The organism is Pleomorphovibrio marinus, from assembly GCF_003347495.1.
Taxonomy (GTDB): domain Bacteria; phylum Bacteroidota; class Bacteroidia; order Cytophagales; family Cyclobacteriaceae; genus Pleomorphovibrio; species Pleomorphovibrio marinus.
This window is the reverse complement of record NZ_QCXY01000001.1, coordinates 1,151,643-1,175,638: the sequence shown is the minus strand read 5'-3', so window position 1 is coordinate 1,175,638 and position 23,996 is coordinate 1,151,643. Positions and strand designations below refer to the sequence as shown.

14 protein-coding genes are annotated in these 23,996 nt (G+C 44.6%); 1 reads left to right on the top strand and 13 read right to left on the bottom strand.

Features of this window, described 5'->3' with window-relative positions; genetic code table 11:
* Positions 1–306: 306 nt before the first annotated feature.
* A complete protein-coding gene (locus tag DB520_RS04895; RefSeq protein ID WP_114748487.1) occupies positions 307–1,359 on the top strand; it encodes a GntR family transcriptional regulator in 1,053 nt (350 codons plus the stop codon).
* 570 nt (positions 1,360–1,929) lie between these two features.
* On the opposite strand, the gene DB520_RS04885 is transcribed toward DB520_RS04895, so the two are convergent.
* From DB520_RS04885 to DB520_RS04825, 13 genes are all read right to left on the bottom strand, one after another.
* Entirely contained in the window at positions 1,930–3,105 is a 1,176-nt protein-coding gene (locus DB520_RS04885) for a four-carbon acid sugar kinase family protein (protein WP_114748485.1), read from the bottom strand.
* Positions 3,102–4,154 carry a 4-hydroxythreonine-4-phosphate dehydrogenase PdxA gene (gene pdxA / locus DB520_RS04880; RefSeq protein ID WP_232834843.1) on the bottom strand — a complete coding sequence of 351 codons (1,053 nt, stop codon included), beginning with the start codon at positions 4,152–4,154 and terminating at the stop codon, positions 3,102–3,104. The genes DB520_RS04885 and pdxA overlap by 4 nt, the downstream gene beginning before the upstream one ends.
* Positions 4,155–4,159: 5 nt before the next feature.
* On the bottom strand, positions 4,160–5,305 hold the full coding sequence (locus tag DB520_RS04875; protein WP_114748484.1) for an iron-containing alcohol dehydrogenase: 1,146 nt from the start codon (positions 5,303–5,305) through the stop codon (positions 4,160–4,162).
* A gap of 33 nt (positions 5,306–5,338) precedes the next feature.
* Positions 5,339–6,889, bottom strand: coding sequence for a sodium:solute symporter (locus DB520_RS04870; RefSeq protein WP_114748483.1), 1,551 nt, complete (start codon positions 6,887–6,889; stop codon positions 5,339–5,341).
* Positions 6,886–7,797: a dihydrodipicolinate synthase family protein gene (locus DB520_RS04865; protein ID WP_114748482.1), complete on the bottom strand. Its 912-nt coding sequence runs from the start codon at positions 7,795–7,797 to the stop codon at positions 6,886–6,888. Before DB520_RS04865 ends, DB520_RS04870 begins: the two co-directional genes overlap by 4 nt.
* Positions 7,798–7,879: 82 nt before the next feature.
* Positions 7,880–9,721, bottom strand: coding sequence for an exo-alpha-sialidase (locus DB520_RS04860; RefSeq protein ID WP_114748481.1), 1,842 nt, complete (start codon positions 9,719–9,721; stop codon positions 7,880–7,882).
* Entirely contained in the window at positions 9,718–10,704 is a 987-nt protein-coding gene (locus DB520_RS04855) for a glycoside hydrolase family 43 protein (RefSeq protein ID WP_232834842.1), read from the bottom strand. Before DB520_RS04855 ends, DB520_RS04860 begins: the two co-directional genes overlap by 4 nt.
* A 5-nt stretch (positions 10,705–10,709) precedes the next feature.
* Positions 10,710–12,305: a glycoside hydrolase family 28 protein gene (locus DB520_RS04850; RefSeq protein ID WP_232834841.1), complete on the bottom strand. Its 1,596-nt coding sequence runs from the start codon at positions 12,303–12,305 to the stop codon at positions 10,710–10,712.
* Between the two features lie 60 nt (positions 12,306–12,365).
* Positions 12,366–13,781 carry a glycoside hydrolase family 140 protein gene (locus DB520_RS04845; protein ID WP_114748479.1) on the bottom strand — a complete coding sequence of 472 codons (1,416 nt, stop codon included), beginning with the start codon at positions 13,779–13,781 and terminating at the stop codon, positions 12,366–12,368.
* A gap of 17 nt (positions 13,782–13,798) precedes the next feature.
* Positions 13,799–16,942, bottom strand: coding sequence for a DUF6298 domain-containing protein (locus tag DB520_RS04840; protein ID WP_114748478.1), 3,144 nt, complete (start codon positions 16,940–16,942; stop codon positions 13,799–13,801).
* A 109-nt stretch (positions 16,943–17,051) separates the two neighbouring features.
* Complete coding sequence (locus DB520_RS04835; protein WP_114748477.1) at positions 17,052–18,749, bottom strand: polysaccharide lyase; 1,698 nt, start codon at positions 18,747–18,749, stop codon at positions 17,052–17,054.
* Positions 18,750–19,165: 416 nt separating this feature from the next.
* Complete coding sequence (locus DB520_RS04830) at positions 19,166–20,896, bottom strand: RagB/SusD family nutrient uptake outer membrane protein (RefSeq protein WP_198675231.1); 1,731 nt, start codon at positions 20,894–20,896, stop codon at positions 19,166–19,168.
* A 19-nt stretch (positions 20,897–20,915) separates the two neighbouring features.
* Positions 20,916–23,966 (bottom strand): SusC/RagA family TonB-linked outer membrane protein, encoded by a 3,051-nt coding sequence (locus tag DB520_RS04825; protein WP_114748475.1) that lies wholly within the window; start codon positions 23,964–23,966, stop codon positions 20,916–20,918.
* Positions 23,967–23,996 lie beyond the last annotated feature (30 nt).

Genomic DNA, 23,996 nt, shown 5'->3' with positions numbered 1-23,996 from the left:
GTTTTATATTTTCGACCGTATGCCAATTATGTAAATCGGTGTATTTTAGAAATAAAAGTCAAAAATTAAAGGTTAATACGAGAATCCCAATATAATGAGGACAAGAACCTGTAATTGCACACTCAATAAAATATTAATTGGAAAAGATGTAATATTTAAAACATTACTTTGCTAAAGTGATCTAAATATGGGGTAAATATTCACCCTTAGAAGGAATCCCAGCAATTGAAAATTAGATTGGTCCAGGAATTTTTTAACTTAGAACAAACGATTGCACAACAAATCTAACTATAAACCCTGAAAGCTATGGTCACAGATGTATGTAGCCGATTACGCATAGACAGCGAATCCAGAATACCTAAGTATCAGCAAATTGTAAATGCTGTCATCCATGATATTGAAAAGGGTTATCTCAAAGTAGGAGAAAAAATCCCATCCATCAGCGAGATTAGTGAAGAATACCTGCTCTCCAGGGATACCGTGGAGAAAGCCCTAAATATACTCAAAAAGAAAAAAATCATCTTATCCGTAAAAGGCAAAGGGTATTATGTAGCCAAGAGTTTGGAGCAGTCCAAGCCTAGGGTACTTTTCCTTCTAAATAAGCTTAGCGACTACAAAATGAAAATTTACAATCATTTTGTGGAAAGTCTTGGGGAAGAATCCAGAGTGGAGCTTCAGCTCTTTTACTGCGACCCCGAAATATTGGGTAATATCCTTCAAGAAAATGTGGATGCCTATGATTACTTCGTGGTCATGCCCCACTTCAAGGAGTTATCCCCGGAAAAAGCCCATAACCGAGACAAAGCCCTCTACTATATCCAACAAATTCCGGAGGATCGCCTAGTGATCATGGATAATTATTTGCCGGAATTGGGGGATCAAATTGCAGGTATCTACCAAGATTTCAAGCAAGATATTCACGATGCCTTAAGGGAAGGGTTGGAGAAATTGCAAAAATACGATAAACTTATCTTGGTTTATCCAGAGAATAACTTTTATCCATACCCCAAGGAAATCAAAGAAGGGTTCAATAAATTTTGCCAGGAACAAGATTTCAACCATGAAATAATACCCACCATATATCCCAACATGGAATTTTCCTCGAATGATGCCTATATTTTTGTGGACGAGGAAGACCTGGTAGATTTGATGAAACAAGTAAAAGAAAACAAAATCGAGTTAGGGAAAGATTTAGGCGTGATTTCCTACAATGACACCCCCTTAAAACGCCTGTTGGACATCACTGTAATATCTACGGACTTCAGGGCAATGGGAGAGACCGCTTCCTTTATGATCAAAAAGGGGAAACGCGAACTGGTTAAAAATGTCTTTCATTTTATTGATAGGGGGTCGGTGTAGAAGTTCGGCTTAAAGCCAAGACTAAGTATGTGTCAAATTTCAAATGATTTTTGAAATAGACGAGAATGCGTTATACCATTGAAGTGCTTTTCAAAGCGTACAATCAGCGCTTAAGTAGGCAGTCATACGTGTGCGAGCGGTCTTAGGAGGATCAAGTTCTTGATGTTTGCCGGATTCGTCGGTATAGTAATATCTGTTTTTGCCGCTTTCCTCTTTCATCTGAACGTCGTTTGCGACAAGCAGGACTCTTTCCGAAGGGAGTGTTTTGAGTATGCACTTTGTGTTTATGGAGAACTACATCAGGTAATAGCCGCCCAGCTTCCAGGTCTTGCCACCATCGAATGATTCGGCAAACTTCTGTCTCTTCCTGGCTCGGTAGAAGGTGAAGAGGCTGCCGTCGTTTGGGATTATGGGCATTTGGTCGTCATTTTTCAAATTAACTGAATTTCAATCAGCATTTACAATCCAATCTGTTTGTTCTTTTTCAAAATCAAATACGTAAAAAGTACCAGATTCAGAAATTAAAAACTTTTTTGCAGATTGCCATTTCTTAGCCCACTCCCTACTTTTTCATGCATTATAACACGAAATATCAAAAAACTCGATGATCTCCTCCGGCCAGTTGTAGGAACCTGGTTTGATGGTAAGGTAACAGCCTGTGCTTTCCTCCTTCAGCCTTACTACTCCCGGGCTCAATTCTTCCAAAGGGATAAACTCCCTCCAGTTTAGCCTACTGATTATGGCAAATACAGTGGCCCCACCAGAAACCATAAGTTCATCCACACCCTCCTCTTGGATGGCAGCAACCACCGTCTGGGCCATGCGTTCCTTGAGTACATTGGCGCAGTTGTCAAAGCGAACCTGTATTTTTCCCAGAGTGATAATAAGCTTATTGGAACTCCTCAACAGGAACTGCACATCCTCTTTCCACTCAGCCATCTTGCTCGCATGTATCTCCTGAATTTTCAACATCCTCGGCATCTCACTGACCTTGATGCCATGGTTGATGGCATTTTTAATAAAAGCATGTGTCTGGAAATGGTTACTTCCTGCTACCAAAATCCCTTTCCCCTCCAAAGGTTTAGGGGAGGATTTTTTGTCCGTGGCACATAAATGACTAAACTTAACCCTCAAAAAAGCCTCAAAAAAAGCCCCGCTTCCCGCAGGAAATATGTCCTCGTCAATTTCTTGAGCAATTCCCATCAACTCCCCCATGTCCAAAGCATCTGGTAAGGTGATTCCCCTACTGCCAACTAGTGCCTCTATCCCGTTTCCGGCATGTACCTTCATACTCAGAGGTCGAAGTAATTCCTTTACCGAAGAGGTAAAAGCAGGAAATTCCGGATCATCTCCAAAGTCCGTCATGTCCAAAGGAACATCCTTTACATAGTATTTCCCCTTTGCAACCCTTCTATCCGTATATGGGTTGGTAGGGGACAGCAGCACCTTCTCCCTTCCAAATACTCCTGCCAGTGTTTCCAGCTCCTGGGCAACATGCCCGCGAAGTACCGAGTCTGTTTTCTTAAATACATCCTTCACCCCCAATTCAAATAGGCGGTTAGCAATGTTTCGGGTTTCAACTATGGCCTCCTCCACCCCCAAGGACCTGGTATCAGTGGCCAACACCAAAACACCTTTGTCAATTGGGTGAATATCCAGGGAAAAAGAAACCGGAACCCCTAACCTAAGGCAAGCCCCAGCAATCTCGGCTGCTCCCGTAATATCGTCAGCTATGGCAACTATCATTTTTGAATCTCTTTTTTCCGTCTGTTAATGGCCATGGGAATGGCATATTTTATGGCAAGTTCCAAGGCGTCTGGAGAAGCAATCGCTTTACCGGCAATTTCAAAAGCAGTGCCGTGGTCCACAGAGGTCCTGATAATCGGTAAACCCAGGGTTATGTTTACCCCTTTCACACTTTCCATGGTCTGGGTATTGTTGTTCCACTTAAAGCCAATCATTTTGAATGGAATATGTCCCTGGTCGTGGTACATGGCCACGCAACCATCAAAGTACCCCTGCGCTGCCTTGGCAAACATGGTGTCGGGGGGAATGGGCCCTTCTACAGTAATCCCCAACTCTTGAGCTTCCTTTACCGCAGGCAACACTTCCTTCACGTCCTCATTGCCAAACAGGCCCCCGTCCCCAGCATGGGGATTAAGACCTGCCACACCTATTCTGGGGTTTGCGATGCCAAACTGAACACAGGCATCATTCAATAGTTGGATGACATCCAACACTCTTTCTTTTCGGATTAAATCACAGGCTTCCCTTAAGGCCACGTGCGTAGTGGCATGAATCACCCTGAAGTTTTCCTCCGCTAAAAGCATTGCATATTTCTTGGTTCCTGTAAATTGCGCATAGATTTCGGTATGCCCAGCATATTGATGCCCAGCCAGATTTATGGACTCTTTATTTATGGGTGCAGTGACTGTCGCATCTACTTGTCCGTCTAGGGCTAGGGAAATAGCTTTTTTTATTGCCTCAAAGGCTGCATTTCCAGACATGGCCGAAACTTTCCCCATCTCCAAAATGGTGAGGTCCACATTTTCCAAATCGATGACGTCGATACATCCCACCTTAAATTTGGCTTCTGAAACCTCCTTAATCTTGTTTATCTCCACAGGAACATCCATGCATTTGGCCGCATATTGCAAGGTTTTTCCGTCTCCAACTACCAGTGGCTTGCACTCATTGAAAACCGGGGATTGGGTAAAGGTCTTTATGATAATTTCTGGGCCAATCCCTGCGGGATCTCCCATGGTCACGGCTATGATAGGTAGGTAATTTTCCATGTTTGTTAAATTAATCGTGAGTAAATTTCCACTGCTTCATTATAACCCAACTCCCGAGGGTTGTTTTTAAGTAACCGAGTTACCTTCATGGCCAAATTTGCCAATTCAGGAATTTCGTTTTCGGCGACTCCCAAATCTTTCAGGCTTTCCGGTATCCCACAGGCCTGAAGTAGTTCCCGGGTCTTTTCTACACCACGCCGGGCAGTTTCCGATACGGAGTCTCCCTCTTCCACTCCCATGGCCAAGGCCACTTTTGCATATTTATCCATAGAGGAAGGCAGGTTAAAAGCCATTACCTCTGGCAGTAAAACCGCATTTGCCAGTCCATGTGGAACATGGTATTTCCCACCCAGGGGATAGCTGAGGGCATGAACCCCAGCTGTGTTTACAGGACCCAAACAAAACCCACCATACAGGCTCCCCAGTGATAGTGCGGACCTTGCTGCTATATCCTTTCCATCCTCATATGCACGCAAAAGGTGATTTCCAATATGGGTCATACCCCGTAACGCATAATCATCAATTAATGGATGGCTATACTTATTGGTATAAGCTTCCATGCAGTGGGATAACGCATCTATACCCGTTTCGGCCGTTAACCCCGCGGGCAGAGACATGGTAAGGGAAGGATCCACATAAGTGGCATCCGGAACTAGAAATGGACTTATGATCCCTTTCTTTTCCAAGGTATCTTCGTCGAGCAATATCGCATTAGGGGACACCTCACTCCCGGTTCCAGAGGTGGTGGGCAGGCACCATAACCCGACTTTTCTTTCTGCCAATTTGTTGATACCGATAACCTCCTCCAACTTTTGGGGGCTACCCACCATGGCAGCAAGTACTTTAGCCAAGTCAAGCACACTTCCTCCGCCAAAGCCTACTACCAAGTCGGGGAGAAAAACATGAACATCCTTGAAAAAATTTTGATAATGGGAGAAGGTAGGTTCTCCCTGCATAAAGGTATGGATGGATATGGCCTTGTTCTTTTCCTGCACCTTTTCCCTTATCATTTCCAGGTTTTCCGATAAAGGTTCTATACCTAGTACCCAAATCCGCTTATGAGTCGTATGCGACAAATCCTCCAAGAACTCCTTAAAAGCAGTGGTTCCAAATTTTAGTTTCTGGGGTTGTATTAGCGATATAGTATTCATAAATAGATGTACACAATTGGGTTAATAAATTAATTAGTTCTGATTGTAATACCCATAGATAGTAAGGTTCTTATCCGTCTTCGGCGAATGAAAAAACCAGCTTGCAACATATCCCACTATCCATACAATGAGGTGGCTATACACCCCAAGCATATATTTATGATGGGGAAAGTTATACCTTCCTAGATCCAACAACAGTATCTCCTTCCCCTTCCATGGAATCGGAGTTGAGGTAAGTACCGCATAGGCAGTAAATAGGATACAAACCAAAAGGCCTATGTAAAGTCCTTGTTTATTGGCCCTGCGGCTGAAAAGGCCAAGAAGAAAGATCCCTACAATTCCGGCAGAAAAAATGGCATATAACTCAAATACGGCTCCCAATACACCTTCCCCCTGCCAAACTACATACATGCAAGCCACAAAAACCGCAGCCAAACCTGAAATAAGAACCAAAACTCTTCCTGCAAACAACCGGTCTTTGGAGGTGCTTTGGGGTTTGATCCTGGCATAATAGTCCTCTACCCCTACCGCTGCTAAGCAGTTCATGTCGGAGTCTAAACTGGAAATTGCTGCTGCTGCAATGGCAGCCACTACCAAACCTGTGACACCAATAGGTAGTTCGGTCATAATAAAGAAGGGAAAAACAGCATCCACCGTGGTGCCTTCCGGGAGAAAATTGCCAGAATGCTCATAATATAAAAAGAGCATAGTTCCGATCAACATAAACAAGGTCCAGACGGGCACACTCAGCAATACCCCCATATAAGCAGCAGATTTTGCCTCTTTGTCTGATCGGGCGGTAATATACCGTTGCACAATAGTTTGATCGGTGCAGTATTTTTGTAGGGCATAAAAAACCCCATTCAGGGCCATTACAAAGAAGGTAAGCTGGGCAAAATCCCAGTCGTATGGGCCAAAGCCAATCTTTTTCCAATCCAAGGCTATTTGAACTGTTTCCACTGGTCCTTGGGCCTGATTAAAAAACAATATTCCCAGACAAAAAAGCCCTCCAGCAATTAACATAAACCCCTGGATCACATCCATCCAAATCACAGCTTCTATACCACCCAAAAGGGTAAGTACAATGATCACAAACCCAAGAGTGCCTATGACCAAAAATATGGGTAAGTTCATCATCGCACTCAATGCCAAGCTTACCAGGTACAAAACAGTACCCATCTTGGAAAAATGGGTAAGAATAAATGCCAAAGAACTGTACACCCTGGCCAAAAACCCAAAACGTTTTTCAAAATACTCATAGGTACTAAGGCCAATCACTTTCCTGAATAGGGGCACAATTACCCAAATCACAAATACCAGGACAAGAGGCACCATAAGCCCCTGAACCAGCAAAATCCAATTGTCCGCATAGGCAGCACTCGGGTAGGCCAAAAAGGTAACACTGCTGATTAAAGTGGCAAAGATAGACATCCCTATGGCCCAACTGGGGATACTACCCCCTCCTGCAAAATAGGTTTCGCTGTTCTTTTGTCTATTGGCAAAATATATCCCTATGTAAATAGTGAGTGCAACGGACAGGATGATGATCAATTGATCTACAATATGTAGGCTTTCTCCATTCATTTAGCTAGTTCAGTGCAAAAATGCTCCCAATTAGCCATAACAGTAGTAACCAATTCAGCATCCAAGGGAGTTAGTGGTGGCTTCATAAAAGGGTGACAAATTTCCTGATTGTTGAGTATAAGTTTTAATGCCGCCAATGATTGACCCAAGGTCATACCTGACTGGTAAATGTTAGCTACCGCATCTGTTTTGGATTGGTATAAATTTGAAAGTTCCCAATCTCCTTTTTTTGCCGCTTTTACTATCTCTCCGTAATGCTCAGGCACCAAATTTCCCGTACTTGGGACTATGCCATCCGCACCTAATTGCAAGGCCTTTACAGTAGCAGCACCCCAACCGCAGAAATAAGAGAAATCTTCCCTATCCTTAAATAAGCGGATCATCTCACTAAGCCTCTCCATGTCCCTTTCTGAGTCCTTTATACCATAAATATCAGGATGCTGGCTTAGGGATTCCACAACCGAAATAGGTATGGACATCTGTGTTGTGGCTTTGATATTATAAATTAGCATAGGCCCGCCAATGGATGCTGCCAATAATTCAAAATGCTTTTCCATTTGTATTGGAGTGAGGCAATAATAGCTAGGAAGGGTGGCTACCACGGCATCTGCACCAAGATCCAGGTATTGTTTTCCTAGGCTCACCTGCCGGGCCACTTCATTATTGACAATACCAGCATACACTTTTTGGTTAGGAGATTTTGTGGCAATGGCAGCCTTCAATAAGACTATAGACTCATCTTCCCCCAATGAGGCCGACTCACCAGTAGTCCCCAATACAAGGGGAGACAATTGATGTTGGGCAAACCTATCCATCAACTTTTCCACCGCTGCTGTGTCAATTCCCCCATCAGCTTGGAAGGGACTAACCATGGGAACCACAACTCCTTTAAATATTTTTTGTGTCATCTCTTAAATAATATTTATGGCATTATCCAAACCCAAACCCGCTGGAATTCTACCTACTTTTGGGTTTGTCTTTTTCACATTTTCACAAAGACTTCGATACCAAGGAACGAATAAAATAGGCGGCTTCCTGATCCATGGATCCAGCCCCCTCAAGATCATAATCCTGGTTGGTGGGCGTTTCGGGGGTTGGAAAATACCGTTGAGTTCCAGTCCTGAACATTACCCGTTCTATGGCATCCACCGGAGCAAAAAATATCCTTCTCCCTTTCTCTTGACCGTTGATTTTTACATCGTAGGACCTGGTGGCCACATCTAATTCCACCTCCAACTTATAGCTTTTGCCGGGCTCATAACTCCCAAAACTTCCGAGTCTGTAACCTGCACGGTACCTTATCAGACCATCCTCACCGAAAAGCAACTGCACCGCTGGACGTCCTTTACCATCCTGAAATTCTATTTGAAACTGTCCATGATCATTCTGCCCGGCTTCTACTTCCAAAGAAACGGTTAATTTTTCACTGCGGGGTATTACCCTCTCCGCTTTTGCATAATCAAAGGGATCCTTGTCCCTTAAAGCCAACACCTTCTCTCCTTTCCATTCTTCTATTCCCACTGGGCCCCATACCAGGCTATAGGTATTCCAATTTTGAAGTGCATTCTCTCCCTCCAGTTCACCAAAAACCTCGTTGGCATGTCCAGGTGCCTGATCGGTAATGGGTACAGGTGAAGATGCCACCCATATATCTTCCTTGTTCACACTATAGGTGACCCACAATTTTCCATCCGGGGGCGTACCATTGCCTTCCAATATCCCCCGAACGTATTGTGGGCCATATGATTTGTAATTTCCTCCATAACGCATGGCGGAGATTTCCCCATGCAGCAAAAGCAGGTCTTCATATTCAAGCCCATCATCACTGGTAGAAATTGCCAAAGGCCATCGATACTCTGAGGGGTTATACACCAAGGCAAACCTGTCATCAGAAGTCCTTTGTCCCCAAATTTTTGCATTGCTGTTTACCACTCCTGGTGCCCTTACCGGGTCATACTCCCAAGTCTTGCCGCCGTCCTTGCTTAAGCTGGTAAGGGCATGTTTCCATAACCCCACAACCGATCCATCTTCCAAATGATAGTAAGAAAAGGCCTTAAACTGTTTCTGTAAAGGGATCAGAGGATCATCCCTATCTGCTTCTTCGACCCATTGTTGCATCATCAGGGGCTCATCCATCAATTCCTCACAGGCAGCTACAAAACCCTCGTCTCCGCTTTCCTCGTAATAGGGGTACTTGGATAAGCTTCTATCCCAGCTTGAATTGTACCTGATAAAGTGGATGGGTCCAAAGGTTCCGTCTTCATAAATTTCCCTTACCACCCGGCCTATTCCTTTTCCATCATTTGGGCTGTCCTTGGCGTCCATGGCAATTCCATAATACCCCAAAGCAAGCAAGCGGTCACTGGATGAGACATAAAAACCCATACGTTGATGCATCACGGCCTGAAGATCTTCGGCCACCCCATCATGGCCCTCTTTCTGATATCCATCGGGAATATCATAGATAGGAAAAAGCACTTCGGGAAAATCCCAATCCTTGCCATCGGTTGATCGAAGTAGGAAAGTCTGACTGGGGGGTATGTGTTCTCCCACAGGGTTATTGAGATAATTAACAAAAAATGTCCCCTTCCAATAGGCGATCATGGGGGCGTGGTTATAGGTCCAGCCAAAGCCATCCGACTCCTCTGGCATACTCCTATTTGCGCGCATGATTTGCTGGGCATGGGTTCCTATCGCTGGCCTCAATTGCCCGTGATGATAGTCTATCCTAGAAAGTGTATTTCCAGTGTAGCTCAGCGTGTCTTGGGCATTGGCGGAAATACAGTTAAGCGATATCACTGCCGCCACCACTATTTTATATAACATTTTCATTCCTCTTCCTCTTTTGGTGCTAATGGTGATTGCGCATTGATCTTTTGAATAACATCATTGCTTACCGTAGTAATGGTGCCGTGTTTATGTCCTTCTGGAAAATTGATCTGATCCCCAATAGGCCTAAAATCCTTGAAGTCGGTGGTGCTCACTGCGTCGTATTTTTTCGCCCCATAAGAATCAAAAAAGATGAGCCATTCCCCATCTTGCTCAATGATGGTGGGCCCCTCTGTCAAAAATTCCGAAAATGGGTCTGAAATGTTTTCAAAAGGCCCGAGCGGAGAAGGTCCAAAAGCTACCTTAAGGTTTCTGTTTGGCCGGGTATTGTCTTTCAATACCAGCACATAATCCTCTGCTTCCCTTTTCACAATCACGGCATCTATGATGCTAAACTCGGGGTCAATGAAAAGTTTGGTTTCCGAAAACGTCTCAAAATCTTTGGTAGTCACATAGTACATACGGTGATTGTTGTCCTCATCTTCTTCTCCTTTCTCAAATCGATGGGGAATTGTGGACGCCCAAATGATGATAAACCGATCCTCTACCTCATCATAGTAAATTTCAGGTGCCCATACATTTACCACTTCTGGCTCATGGTCCATTACTGGAATAAATTGCTGTTCCGACCAATTCACAAAGTCCGTAGTACTCGCATAGCCGAACCCATCCCCGCCACGCCAGTCGGTAGTCCAAACCATATGGTACCTTCCATCAGGGCCCCTGACCACCGATGGATCCCTCATAAGCTTGGATGGACCAACTTGGGGTGCTAAATATGGCCCTCCCAAATCCTGCCACTCATATCCATCTTCGCTGTAGGCCAAATACAGCCCGTCGGTGGCAGGTTCCCTGAAAGAGGTGAAAAGATATACTTCCTCAACCTCTTGCGTATTTTCTTGGGATGCTTCTTCCGTTTGAGGTTGACAAGCCAAGCAAAACAGCATAAGGCCAAAAACGATATTTCGAAGTGTGTAAGTGTTCATTTTCACTAGTCTTGATTCAGTGCTCCTGGTGTCAGGTCCTTTTCTTCAATCACTGGATTTACTACATTCATGAAATAGTTGTCTTTTAAATATATCTTCTCCGTTTCGCTTCCACCTACTTTTAAGAAAGCAGGTGTGTCCACCATTGGGAAATTATGTCTCAATAATATGTTTTTACCATTAGTTAGGGAAATTATAGGTTGGTCCGCCAGAGGATATCTGGCTTTTACGTCATGAAGAAGTATGTTTTCCACCTCCCTCAGGATAAAAGAAGGCCCCTCTTCAGTACTTATATCCATGTGGTGCAAGGACACGTTTGAGGCGGTAATTATTTCAAAGCCTTTTTTAGCCTCCATATTGATATTGGAAAAGCTGATATTGTCAATGGGCATTTCTGAAATACCCACAATATTGCCGGCAACATTTACTTCTGTAGCGGTAAGGTTGGAAATGTGTATATTCTTAAATGTAGGTGTTCTCTCGGTGACAGGCTCCTCTGAAGTCCCCTTGTCGTAAAACAGGTTCATGACTATCGCCTCATCCTTGATGTTTTTCATCACGATATTGTCCACTCTGATCTCCTCCACTGTACCTCCTCTTCCTCTAGCGGATTTTAGCCGTATGCCTCTATCGGTTCCATCGAACACACAGTTTGAAATGGTAATCTTTCTGATATCACCGGAAACTTCACTTCCAATCACCACTCCCCCGTGCCCATCCAGCATAGTGCAGTTGGTGATGGTCACATTTTCGGTGGGGGTCGCCCATTTCCTACCATCTATATCCCTTCCCGATTTGATCGTAATGCAATCGTCGCCTACGCTGATGTGGCAATCAGAAATACGTACGTTCTTGCAGGAGGTGGGGTTAATTCCGTCGGTATTGGGTGAAGGGGGGTTAAGTATGGTAACTCCTGTAATGGTAACATTCTCGCAAAATGCAGGATTGATTGTCCAAAAAGGTGAATTGATAATTTTTACTCCTTCTATCCTAATGTTTTTGGAGCGGAAGGGTTGAATAAGGGGAGGCCTGAAAAATTTCAGGTTCATGGTCCCATCATAATAGGGTTCGGATTCCAAGTCGGGGTTTTGCTCGTCCCATAATTGTTGATAGCGGTTTAACGGCTGGGGCTCTTCCGGGTACTTAATATTGTACATCTCCTTCCACCAGGCCTGGCCCTGCCCATCTATGGTACCCCTTCCGGTGATGGTAATGTTTTCGGCCTCATTGGCATAAATGAGGGGGGAAAAGCTTTTCATCACCGTTCCTTCCCATCTCATTTCCACAAAAGGTAGGTATTCGTCAAAATCAGTGGAAAACTTTAGTACCGCTCCCGCATCCAAATGCACTACCAAATTACTTTTTAGTTCGATGGCTCCGGTCAGGTATTCCCCCGAGGGAAAATACAGGGTACCTCCTCCTTTGGCGTGAAGCTCATTGATGGCTCCTTGGATAGCTTGGGTCGACAACTCACCTTCATTACTTACCCCTTTTTGGGTTACGTCTACCCAACCTTCCTGTTGGGCAATTCCTTGCCTTAAACCACTCGATAAAAGTAGAGTCAAAAAGAAGTAGCTGCAATAGTTCATAAAGGTCTTCATGCCGGGAGAATTTACACTAATTGGGCTTTTTGGAAACAATGTTCCATTCCCTATGAATGCTCAATTTAACACCAATACCCAGTCATTTCCTTCCTGTACATTCCCGTTAGGACTAAATTCTAGGGTTCCTTCATTCTCAAATTCTCCGATATCTGTATATTCCCCATTTCTTGGGTTAAACCATCTTGCCTTCACTTTTTCCCCTTCAATAGCTCCCATCTTTACCTGGATGGGTCTTCCAGTATAGGTGTAAATCAAAACATAGTCCTTACCCCTACTGGCCACCAGATAATCATATCGCTCCCCTTGGTTGGCAATTAAACTTTGGTCGGGAACCCGGTCAAAGAAGGGGTAATCCAAAATTAGTTCTTTGAGGTGTACCATCTGATGTGCTCCGGGAGCATCCAAGGCCTCATTCCAGTAGGTTGTATTGCCATACGCAGAATGATCATCTGTCTCTTTATACATTTGCATCAAAGCACTATGCCCATAAGTATATCCAGCCGCACCAGCTAAAACCGACCAATAACCATATCTGCGTACATCATCCTCGTTCCAAAAGGGCTCCTCCGGATCATGCAGTCCCTGTGGTATACCCTCGTAGGAGGGTTCCCCATCCAATGTAGGCTTTAATGGCTCCAAGGCCATGTCCACTTCTACATAGCGCCAATTATCCTCCCCAAAGTTTTTTTCGGTATCATCCTGATCATACCTCCTGTGCCCGGATTGAAACATGTGAAAATCCAGCCATTCCTCCTCATGAAACCAGTCGGAAGATTGAGTCCTTCCCCTAGGGTGAAAGGTAATAAGGTGGTTGGGGTTTCGTGCCCGAAGCTCTTGCCCTATGGCATTCCACACCGCAGTGGAGTCACTTCCTGGCACATCCCCCCCGTTCAACCAAATGATGTTCTCATACTTTCCAAATCGCTCTGTAATGTACTGCGTATATGTCCTGGCCTGTTCTACGGAAACTTTTCCAGCTCGTACATTGGACCCCCAAATGGGCACCAAGGCCATATACAGACCCTTTTCTCTAGCAGTTTTTATCAGGTACTCCATGTGATCCCAATAATCATAGGAGGCAGGGTCTTCTGGGTCATTTCCTGCTTTGACCATGGGTTGGGCCACATCCTGGTTCACCAGCGCAGAATCCCCATAGGCATTTGCCACACCCACACTATGGAGCATCATCACCTGAATGACATTAAACCCCTTCTCCCTCCGATCATCTAGGTATTGTTCTCCCTCTGACCTATCCAGCTTTCCAAATAGCAACCAACCTGTGTCGCCCAACCAAAAGAAAGGATCTCCGTCCTCTGTGACAAAATACCTTTGGTTTTCAGCAATTTGAAGCCTGGGCATTATGGGCTTTTCTTCAGTTACCTGTATGGAAGTTCCTTCGGGAGACGTACAGGCCATAAAATTGCCACAAAAGTAAAGTACTAATAGCCATGCTAGGTTAATTCTTATTGACATAGTTCTTATCGTTAATTTTATGGACCTACCGGCCCATTAGTTTCCGTTATCTTGCTTACCCAAGCTATTGCATCTTCTTCGGTGGGTTTTTCCAAAGAATAGGTTTGGGATCCTTTTAAGTCCTTACTAGCTAACAAGGCCCCATTCGCAGGGTCTATCCAATTCAACCTGTAGGTGTCCGCATAATCACTAAGGTCAAGGTTTAGGGTATCTTCATTGCGGCAATAGAAAAGATAATTTTTCCCATCATCTTTCATTGTCCAGATAGTATCAATCCCGTGAGTATCAAAGGAAGGTATTAGGTTTGCCAAGGCCTCCCTAAGGCCTTGTATGGGAATGTGGGGAAGGGCAGGAAGTGATCCTCCTGCAAACAAAACTGCCCAGCCCATCTCCCCTGCATTTGGCGTATTGTAGATGACGGCTTTATCTGGATATTGGATCTTGACTTCCTTCACTGCTCTGTAAGCCATTTCCATGCTTTCAGATCCAGGCCGCAATACACGTGCATGTTGTCTTGGAGCTAGGTGCTTTCCACCCTCTGGGGCATAGAGCTCCCCTTCCTTTTGGTAATACCAGTACCTGATATCTATCACATCCACAAGTTCTCTCCACTCTGCCTTACGAAGAATACCATCCTGTACATCCTTGGTGGCACTCAGCAGCACCAAGGATTCGTTTTCGTTATCCTCTTTCCAATCCCGAACCGTAGAAAGCCAAAATTCCACAAACGATAAAGGTCCCGTAAATTCCAACCCTAGCGAATGCAGTACATTGGTGTTTTCCTTAAAATTGTCCAGTCCCTTCCGGATGTAATTTTCATAATGCCTTCTGCGCTCAGGATGGGAAACATCGTAAAAATGCTTGGAAAAAAAGATTCTCTTTTCCCCGGCAAAATTGGGAGGTTCTGGGAACCCGGTCTCATTTACATTGTTTGCAGGCCTCCATGGAGAATCCACCCAATGGGCTCCTGCCTCAAGGATAGTATGCTGGAAGAAGTGTTGATGAATGAGCAAAACACCGTTCTCCTCTCCAAGATCCGCAAACAGTTTTAGCCTATTCCAGTACCAAGGGTTATAGTGGGAAAGGTCATATTTGCTCAGTCCATCCCAGGCTTTACCTTTCCCTGATCTAGCAAATGGCTGCTCATAAAAGGGAGGCCAAACATCCGCATCCATTCTTCTGGTACGCTGGTGATCATCCCTTCTTCTGTCATACCAAAGCCCGTAATTATGTTCTACTGCCACCCAATTGGCAGCTGAAAGCTCCTGCACCATCTCTTCTAAAATATCCGTATAACCAAGCCCTTCTCTACCTGGAACAAAACGGGTGATATGGGGTTTGGCATTTTCAATATCCTTTTTTCTAAGACTACCCCTCCACCAAGAGACTTCCTGTTTTTTGCCTGTCAGCAACACCCCATCCTTTATAAGCCTTCCATGGTTTAAACTCACCCTAATCTTCTTAGTGTTGGTTGTGGTTTTTGGAGGTTCCTCTTTCATTATCTCCAAGCCCTCCCTGCTGCTGCTAATAGGGTTTCTTTTTGCAGCCTCCCCAATCCAATCTTTCAGTAATATACCGGGGCTAAATGCTTTCCTAGTCCACTCGGAGGCCTCCTCATAGGTTGGGCTGGTGGAGGCATTTTTATCCATGGGTTTCCATTGAGGATCAATGGGTAGTTCTCCAAGTCGCTGTTCCAGTTGGGCAAAAAAGAGGCTTTTGGGTGAAACATGCGTGTTGGTTTGCTGCCATTGCCCATTGCCCTCGGATTGGCCCCAAGTACCAAAGGCCCAGTTGTAAGTTAAGGGTGGTTGGTAGCAGACAACCTTAGCAGCGTCACATTGCCAAAAAACAGAATTGCCAACCGTCCAGCCAGCCCCCCTTCCCTCCTGAGAACGGTTCTCAAAACTCAGGGCTTGTCCATCAATACGCACATTGTCAAATAGGGCACCTGTGCTCCAACCTTCTATACCTCCACTCTGGTGATGGGGAAGATGGGCTTCACAGCTCACAAAGGAATTTGGTCCTGCAGCCTGGGAACCAACTCCAAAATCATGGTATCCCCCTTCAGCATAACATCGTTGAAAAAGGACCTGTTGTCCCTGTGTATAAAAGGTACTTCTGCGCTGGGCAGCGATCTCAGAAACAGGAGCAAAAGATCTGCAATCTTCCACGGTAACCCGTTTGGCCCTAGAGTATACGCTTACGGCAGAACCCGCAAAATGCCTGAAATCAACTTGTCTAACCCAAGCATCTGTTGCATTGTCAATGGTAATAGCCATCCAGCGATGATCCTCATCCATAGGGTTGCTTTCATCATAGTTTGAGACCAGCGTAAGGTTTTCTATACCCACGTGACTAATCTTTCCTGGCCAATGGTATGGGTAAACCTTTGGTAGACCAAACTCCTCTCCCATCCCCATCATAATGGGGGCTTCCAGATAGACGGTGTCTCCATCGGTATAAGTGATCTCCCTGTCCCAAACCAAATCCTGGTCACCGGGCTTCCAGCCTATCCAACTTGTTTCCCCTCCAAACTCTTTCATGCCCATTTTATCGATCCACTCTTCTCTGCTTTGCCAGTGAATCAAAATTTCATCCCCTGCCAAAAGTTGGTGACCGGGAAGAGTGATCTTTATAGTACCCAGGGGTATGTATTTTTCAGCCAATGAAAGTTCAGCCCCATACTGGGGCTCCCCCTCCCCTTCCACTTTTATAAGTGTTTCCCTAGAGGTTCCTCCACCTAACAAGGTAGTACCATTTTCTCCAATTCCACTTCCCCTTATCACCACCCCACTACTTTCTATGCGAAGTGAACCAGCAACCTCATACTCTCCTTCGGCAAGTAAGACCGCCCCCTTGAATCCGCTAGGATCAGTTGGCATTTTGGCTAACCTATCAATGGCGGCTTGGATGACAGCTGTGGCATCGCCATTGATCTTGGGCACAAAAATTTTTGCCGGAACTTCTGAAATCATGTCATTTCCCGCTAAAAATCCAGAAGGGGAGAAGTCAGGGAGTTTATCCCCTTCAGATGTTTCCAGATAGGTGAAATCATTGTTTTCCCATTGAATGCCAGGGATTTCTGCCACCTGCTGGCAAATGGCCCATGTTCCATTCTTCCAAAGTAAAAAAACCACCAATAGCCACACTCTCTGGTACATACTTTTAGGCTTTTTATTACAGATTATTAAAATAGCCACTAAAGAGAAAAGGTAGGAAAACTTTTTGACCCTACCTTTCTCTTTAAGTTATCCATCAACAGCAGTTGGTTTACTTAGGCAACATGCTTCCGTGCTTTTCCACCCATTCCGCAAGGGTATCCTTATTTTTTTCCGGATCCTTCCAATCCACTTTTTGGTTGGGGTCAATGCCGTTAATATAAGCTTCAATATTGGTGTACCCATCACCATTTTTATCTTTTACTGCATCGGAGGGGTCGTTGGGATCTAACCCATATTTTTCTTCCCAAACATCCGGAATACCGTCACCATCCGAATCCTGATAGGGCTCACCGGAATAGGTGGGGTACCCCCCCACTTGGGAAATATCCACAATTATTCCTTTTTTATAGGAATCTTTAGGCAGTCTCCTTTGCACAAACTCGGTTCCCATATCAGTTTCCAAGCCTTCTTCATATTCGATTTCTCCTGTTCTCACATTCCTTACAACTCGCTCATCTACAGGATCTCTTTTGGGTATAGTTGCTCCCGCATTTTCTAGGACAAACTCGTAGGCCTCCTGTGCTGGAAAGATGGTCAGGTCTGCATGGGGGAAAGGTTTATCCACACGGATATAATCCTGATACTGGTTGATGTCTCCACTAATCTGCACACCGCCGTCCCAATTGTTTCTGGATACCGCCTCATGTCCTTCAGCAATATTTCCATCTACATAGGCACGTCCATATACGGAAGTATCCTGTTTGGATCTATCCGATTCCGGTTTTAAGAATCGATAACGGATAGGCTTGTCCTCCGGGGTGATGGGTCCAGGCTTAAGGTAATTATTGATAATGTTAAACAGCGATCGGTGATCTCCGCCATCCACGGTTCTGTTCCAGTAATTAAAAAGGACGTTATTGACAAAGGTAAAATCCCCATACATGCCTACAGATGGGTTTCTACTTATATTATTGGCCCAAAGGTTCCGCATGAAAGTACTGTTATAGCCTCCAAGGGTACTGCCAAAGCCATGGTTATAAATATCCAGTGCCTCCGAAATAATGGTGTTTTGAATGGTAATATTGGACGTTGGGAGTTTTTGCCTACCCTTTCCTTCATCACCTTCATACATATTTCTGTAAAGGGAAAGGGTTTCATCTAGTCCCCAGCTTACAGAACAATGATCTATGATCACGTTGCCCATGGCATCCCCCCCCAAGGCATCATCCCTTTTGGTTGGATCCGTTGCTCCTCGTCTGAAACGCATATGCCGGATGATGACATCGTGTGTATCAATATTTACCGATTCACCTGCTATACAAATACCATCCCCAGGGGCAGTCTGACCGGCAATAGTCACATAAGGCGCCCTGATACTAATGGGCATATCCAAATGGATAATTCCAGCCACATTAAAGACAATGGTCCTTGCCCCAGCAGCCTCACAGGCCTCCCTAAAGGTACCTGGTCCGGAGTCCTCCAAGCTGGTCACCACGAAAATTTTTCCTCCTCTTCCTCCAGGGGTGAATTTCCCTCCACCTTCAGCACCGGGGAAGGCAGGGATATCAGCTCGTATCAGGTCCAGAGGATACGCAGCCCAGGGAATATAAGGTTTGCCCTCCCTGGCCTCCTGATCGATAATTTTGAGGGATTGCTCCCATACTTTTTGCAGCCTCTGTTCCTCTAACTCCATGATGGAATCTGTTTCCGCCTGCATATCTTCAGGAATATCAGGGTACTGCGCCTGAACCTGTTGGCAAAATACGAGTCTTAAGAAGCAAAAAAGGATAAACGTTGGTTTAATCATATTTAGTGAATTAATTTAATGCTAAAACTACTTTCTTACGGCGATAACAACCTGTCCATGGCTGCCAAGATCCCGATAATCATCAGGATTTGGGGAACTCGATTACGTGGGTAACTCGTCGCACACTGCTCCTTTAGCCCCAATAGCTATGGGGGAATCCCTACTACTGACGTTCTCATCCTTGCTCGATTTTATAGCTTTTTTTCTGATGGGAAAGGATAAAATTAGCCACTTCCCCATATTCGCCATCATACCCTCATGAGAGTTCATGGATCTATTATAAATTAGGGATTTTACCCGTAAACATGCTGATTTTGGTACTCTATAATCCTATCATCAACCTTAGGCTATTATGCCATTCTGATTAAAGAGGGGATAAAACGAACGAGGGGTATAAACCCCTCATTCAAAATGCCTTAGTAACCTGGATTTTGCCCAAACTCTGCACCGTTCTCCAACGCATCTAATTCTCCTTGAGGAATTGGTCTCAAATAATGGTGCTCTTGGAAATTGGTAATGTCTGGATTGTACCTGGATATTCTTTCGTCTAGTTTTCGGGTTCTTTTCAAATCAAACCACCTGATAAATTCCCCACATAGTTCTCTTGCTCTTTCGTCCAAGATAAAATCCAGGTCAATATCCGCAGCAGTGATCATCATGTCTGCAGTATGGTCCACAGGTTCTTTAATAGCTGCCCTTTCCCTAATTACATTGATGTATTCTGCTGCAGCACCATCGTTACCCAGTTGGTGTTCGGCCTCTGCGGCTATCAGGTACATCTCGGGAAGTCGCATGATCCAGGAACTCAACCTTCCCTGTTGGGAGTTGGGGTTTTCACGCGTTATAGGATCCATAAACTTGGTCAGAGCTGGATATTCAAAACCAGTATTGATGGTTCCGTCCCCTTGCACATTATAAATACTATCCCTGTCTACGATGATATAGGGTTTTAGTCTCTTCTCTTCTTGGGGTATGGCTTTCTTGGTAACCATTAATGCCGTATCAATTCCTGGCCGCATCACCGTTCCGATCAGGCTTTCGTCCTTATAATATTGTCGAACCAAATCCTCATCCCAAACAATCTCATCGCTTGTATTACAAATCCACACTTCCTGAAAGGAGGCTCCGTACCGTGCATCGATATCCTCATCATAGAAATTGAGTAACCCCCAAGATGGCATTAGCTGCCTTCCGTTGTCCCGGCCATACTCCACGCTCTGTACCAATCCTAATCTGCCCGCATAAGGAGACAAATAAAACTGGTGCATTCGATTGGAATTGGCATCATAGTTTAAATTCACGTCGTCTACGATACTCTCTTCCCACATGACTTCCTTGTTGTCATTCCTGTTCTCCGGCGCCAACAAATCATAATAATTATCCCATAACTCAAGGCCAAATTCACCTTGTCTTTCAATTACCTCTATTGCGGCATCCCTAGCCATCGTGAAATGCTCAGAGCTCATATCATAGTAGGCGCGGGTAAGGGCAAGCCTTCCCAGAAGTCCCAAAGCAGCCGCTTGGTCCGCTCTTTTTCTATTAGCATTATCCCATTGAGCGGGTAAATGCTGAACAGCGAATTGCAAATCTCCCAATACCAAGTTATACAATTCCTCTATGGAACTCCTTTGGGCAGTTAAGGCACCATCAGGGGCATCCCTTAGCATGACATTTCCGTAAGTCTCTATAAGAAACCAATAATAAAAGGCACGCATGAAGCGAATTTCTGCTAGGCGAAGGTTACGTACTTCTTCATTCGGCCAATCTACATTATCTATTCTGCTCACCCCCTCATTGCAGTGTCTGACACCGGACCAGTATCGATTCCACATGCTATTTACCATTCCTGTTGTGGCGTTCATGTTCACATATTGGGAGAACTCACCGGCCCAGAGTCGCTTGTCCCTGTTGAACCATAAGTCTGTCCCAGACTCAAACATAAAGAGACCGTCGATACGGTTAAACGGCCCTCTGTAATCATGGTAAGCAGCATTTACGAGAGTCATAAAGTTCTCGGGAGTGGATTCCCACACTGCCTCCGCAGTAGCCCCTGAGGGATTAAATTCATCTAAATCACAACCACTTAGCCCTATCACCATCGCAATCAAGAGTGACAGAGAGATATTTATATTTTTAATCTTTTTCATAGCTTTTGGAATTTTGACCTTAGAAATCAACATTTATACCCACTACAATCTGCCTGTTCATTGGGAAATTTTCCTGACCCGCAGATTCAGGATCGTATTCTGCCAGCCTTCTTTCCTTTGACCAAGCGCCAAGGTTGTTTCCAGTCACATATAAACGTAGGTTTTGCAACTTCAACCTTTCAGTAATATGTTGTGGCATGGTATAGCCTAATGAAACAGTTTGCAATTTGATAAAAGAACCATCCACAAAAGTTAAGGACTGGTATCCGGCATAGTTGGTTATGCTTGCCCCTCTCCTTGGTCTTGGGTAATCATTGCTAGGGTTTTCAGGTGTCCAGTAATCCATAAAGGCAGGTCCGTTTCCCTCTCCAGAGGGATTGTATCTTCCGAGAACATCTGCATTGATCATCTGACCCCAGCGGGCAAAAACGAATGCGCTTAGGTCAAAAGATCCAAGTACAAAAGTGTTTTGAAGTCCCAGGATAAAATCAGGAACCTCTGAACCCAAAAACTGACGGTCATTTTCTGGGGTGATACTCCCATCTCCATTTACATCCTCCACTTTTATGTCTCCAGGCTGAAAAGGCTGGCCATCAAAAGTCAACTGTGCAGCCTCATCGGCTTCTGAAATCTGCCAGATTCCCAATTGTCGATAAGAGTAAAATGAGTTTATGGGCCTACCCATTAACAAAGAGTTATTCTCATCGATAATGATGTCTTCTCCATCAATTAAATCCAAAATTTGCTCCCTATTTCGGGTAAATGTCAAAGTGGAATTCCAGGTAAAATTCGAACGTTGTACGTTTTGGGTATTGACCTGTACCTCTATCCCTCTATTTTCTGTTTCCCCCACATTGGCATACATATTTTGTACTCCCGTAGAGTTGGGAAGGCTAATTTGGTACAAGAGGTCCCAGGTATGTTGGCGGTAAATATCCGCACTCACACTGACACGGCCATTAAACAACTCTGCGTCAACGGCAAAATTATAAGATCCTGTCTTTTCCCAACCCAGATTCTCGTTTCCGGCCAAAGTCCTTAACGTATAAAATGTGGCCGGATTTCCTGCTCCAAAATTTAAGTTTGTCCTAGGCTCTATCAGAGACTGAGTGCCGTATGGCTGTACGGCAGCATTACCTGCAACTCCATAACTACCCCTGACCTTCAAAAAATTTATTGGCTCAACACCTTGCATAAACTCCTCATCGCTGATTATCCATGCAGCAGCAATGGAAGGGAAATAGTCCCATTTGTTCCCTGGAGCCAACTGGGAAGCCCCATCCCAACGGCTTGTCAAAGTAAGCAAGTATCGGTCTTTAAAGGCATAATCCACCCTACCTGCAAAGGAAATCATGTTGGACCTGGTAAATTCGGAGTCTATTATCCTCCCATCTGTATCAGTAGCTCCGAGGTTATGGAATAGCTGCGTAGGCAAGGCCTGATTCATACCATACGCAAATAAATTATCCACGTCTGTTCGGATATAGTTACTAACACCCGTCACGGTGAATCGGTGATCCTCAAACTCTTTGGTATAGGAAAGGATATTATCAAAGTTGTAGAATCGGTTGTAATTCTGGGTTGCCTGAGAAATCACGTTCCCGTTGTCCCTGCTGGCATAGGATTCCGCACCTTGGAAAATTCCATGTCGAAAATTGGTGTGTTCCGTACTGAAATTACTTCGAAACTTCAACCCTTCAATAGGAGTCAATTCCAAAAATGCATTGAATAGGATATTGGTCCTGGTTTCATTGCGCTGATAGGCATAAGGATCCCTTTCATCTGCGAGTGGGGATACAAATGAGGTATTTGGATTTGGATTGTAATTGAGAAGGCCATCATCATCATAAGGCATCCCCAAAGGAGACATGGTAACCGCATTGGATAGGGTGGAGTTTCTTCTATCCCTATTGCTGAAGGTCAATTGACCCAACATACCAACCTCTGCCCAGTCATTGAGCTTGTGGCTAACATTGTAGCGACCATTGTACCGAGAAAACTCATCTCCCCGTAACATCCCTTGTTGATTATAATAACCCCCAGAGAAAAAGGTCTTTGTCCTCTCATTTCCTCCTCTTACGCTTAAGGTATGGCTTTGTTCCGCTCCATCTCTCATCAATAAGTCGGTCCAGTCAACCCATTGGTCGTTTTGTACCAAACCCCACTCTCCGTCATTGGCAAAAATAAAGGAATCATCCTCGGGTGAACTCCAGAGCCCATCTGACCTGAATGCTTCCCTTCTGAGATTAACATAGTCGTCTCTCAGGCGCATTTGGGGAAATTCCGTCAATCCATTTACCCCATAAAAGGCATTATAGGAAACAGTAGTAGGACCAGCTTGTCCACTCTTAGTAGTAATGATGACAACTCCATTGGCTCCCTGGCTTCCATAAATGGCAGTGGCCGAAGCATCCTTCAAAATTTCTATTGACTCGATATCTTGTGGGTTTAGGTCACTGAAACTACCCCCCTGAAATCCATCAATAATATACAGTGGTGAATTTCCTCCGTCTATAGACCTGTTTCCACGAATCCGAATGTCCACCCCGGATCCAGCTTCCCCAGAAGTTTGAATAACATCCACCCCTGCTGCCCTACCTTTAATCGCCTCCATCACATTAAATGTGGGCATTTCAACTACGTCTTTTTGGCTTAATGAGGACACAGATCCTGTCAGGTCCCTTCTTCTTACCTCACCATATCCAATTACTACTATCTCATCCAAGGCTTGAAGATCCTCCTCCAGTATTATATCCAATGAGGTTCTGTTTCCAACAGTCACTTCTTGAGTTTCATGACCAATGGAGGAAAAAACCAAGACATCATTTCCTGCCGGAATTGAAATGGAAAATTCACCGTCAACGTCAGTTATTGTACCTTGGTTGGTTCCTTTTATTAAAATGTTTGCACCTGGCAATGTTTCTCCAGTACTTCCTGAGGTTACAGTACCGGAAACTGTCCTTTCTTCTTGAGCCAGGGCCCAATGGAAACTACAGGTGACTAACAGCAGGATCAATCCGCTCGTTTTTCTGAAAAAGGCGCTCGGCCCTTCTTGTACCCTTTTTATCATAACTTCATTATTTTGGGGATTTGGTTACTA

Bases quoted from the DNA above. Each gene is read 5' to 3' on its own strand.
- DB520_RS04895 (WP_114748487.1), top strand. From the start codon at position 307: ATGGTCACAGATGTATGTAGCCGATTACGCATAGACAGCGAATCCAGA.
- DB520_RS04885 (WP_114748485.1), bottom strand. From the start codon at position 3,105: ATGATAGTTGCCATAGCTGACGATATTACGGGAGCAGCCGAGATTGCT.
- pdxA (WP_232834843.1), bottom strand. From the start codon at position 4,154: ATGGAAAATTACCTACCTATCATAGCCGTGACCATGGGAGATCCCGCA.
- DB520_RS04875 (WP_114748484.1), bottom strand. From the start codon at position 5,305: ATGAATACTATATCGCTAATACAACCCCAGAAACTAAAATTTGGAACC.
- DB520_RS04870 (WP_114748483.1), bottom strand. From the start codon at position 6,889: ATGAATGGAGAAAGCCTACATATTGTAGATCAATTGATCATCATCCTG.
- DB520_RS04865 (WP_114748482.1), bottom strand. From the start codon at position 7,797: ATGACACAAAAAATATTTAAAGGAGTTGTGGTTCCCATGGTTAGTCCC.
- DB520_RS04860 (WP_114748481.1), bottom strand. From the start codon at position 9,721: ATGAAAATGTTATATAAAATAGTGGTGGCGGCAGTGATATCGCTTAAC.
- DB520_RS04855 (WP_232834842.1), bottom strand. From the start codon at position 10,704: ATGAACACTTACACACTTCGAAATATCGTTTTTGGCCTTATGCTGTTT.
- DB520_RS04850 (WP_232834841.1), bottom strand. From the start codon at position 12,305: ATGAAGACCTTTATGAACTATTGCAGCTACTTCTTTTTGACTCTACTT.
- DB520_RS04845 (WP_114748479.1), bottom strand. From the start codon at position 13,781: ATGTCAATAAGAATTAACCTAGCATGGCTATTAGTACTTTACTTTTGT.
- DB520_RS04840 (WP_114748478.1), bottom strand. From the start codon at position 16,942: ATGTACCAGAGAGTGTGGCTATTGGTGGTTTTTTTACTTTGGAAGAAT.
- DB520_RS04835 (WP_114748477.1), bottom strand. From the start codon at position 18,749: ATGATTAAACCAACGTTTATCCTTTTTTGCTTCTTAAGACTCGTATTT.
- DB520_RS04830 (WP_198675231.1), bottom strand. From the start codon at position 20,896: ATGAAAAAGATTAAAAATATAAATATCTCTCTGTCACTCTTGATTGCG.
- DB520_RS04825 (WP_114748475.1), bottom strand. From the start codon at position 23,966: ATGATAAAAAGGGTACAAGAAGGGCCGAGCGCCTTTTTCAGAAAAACG.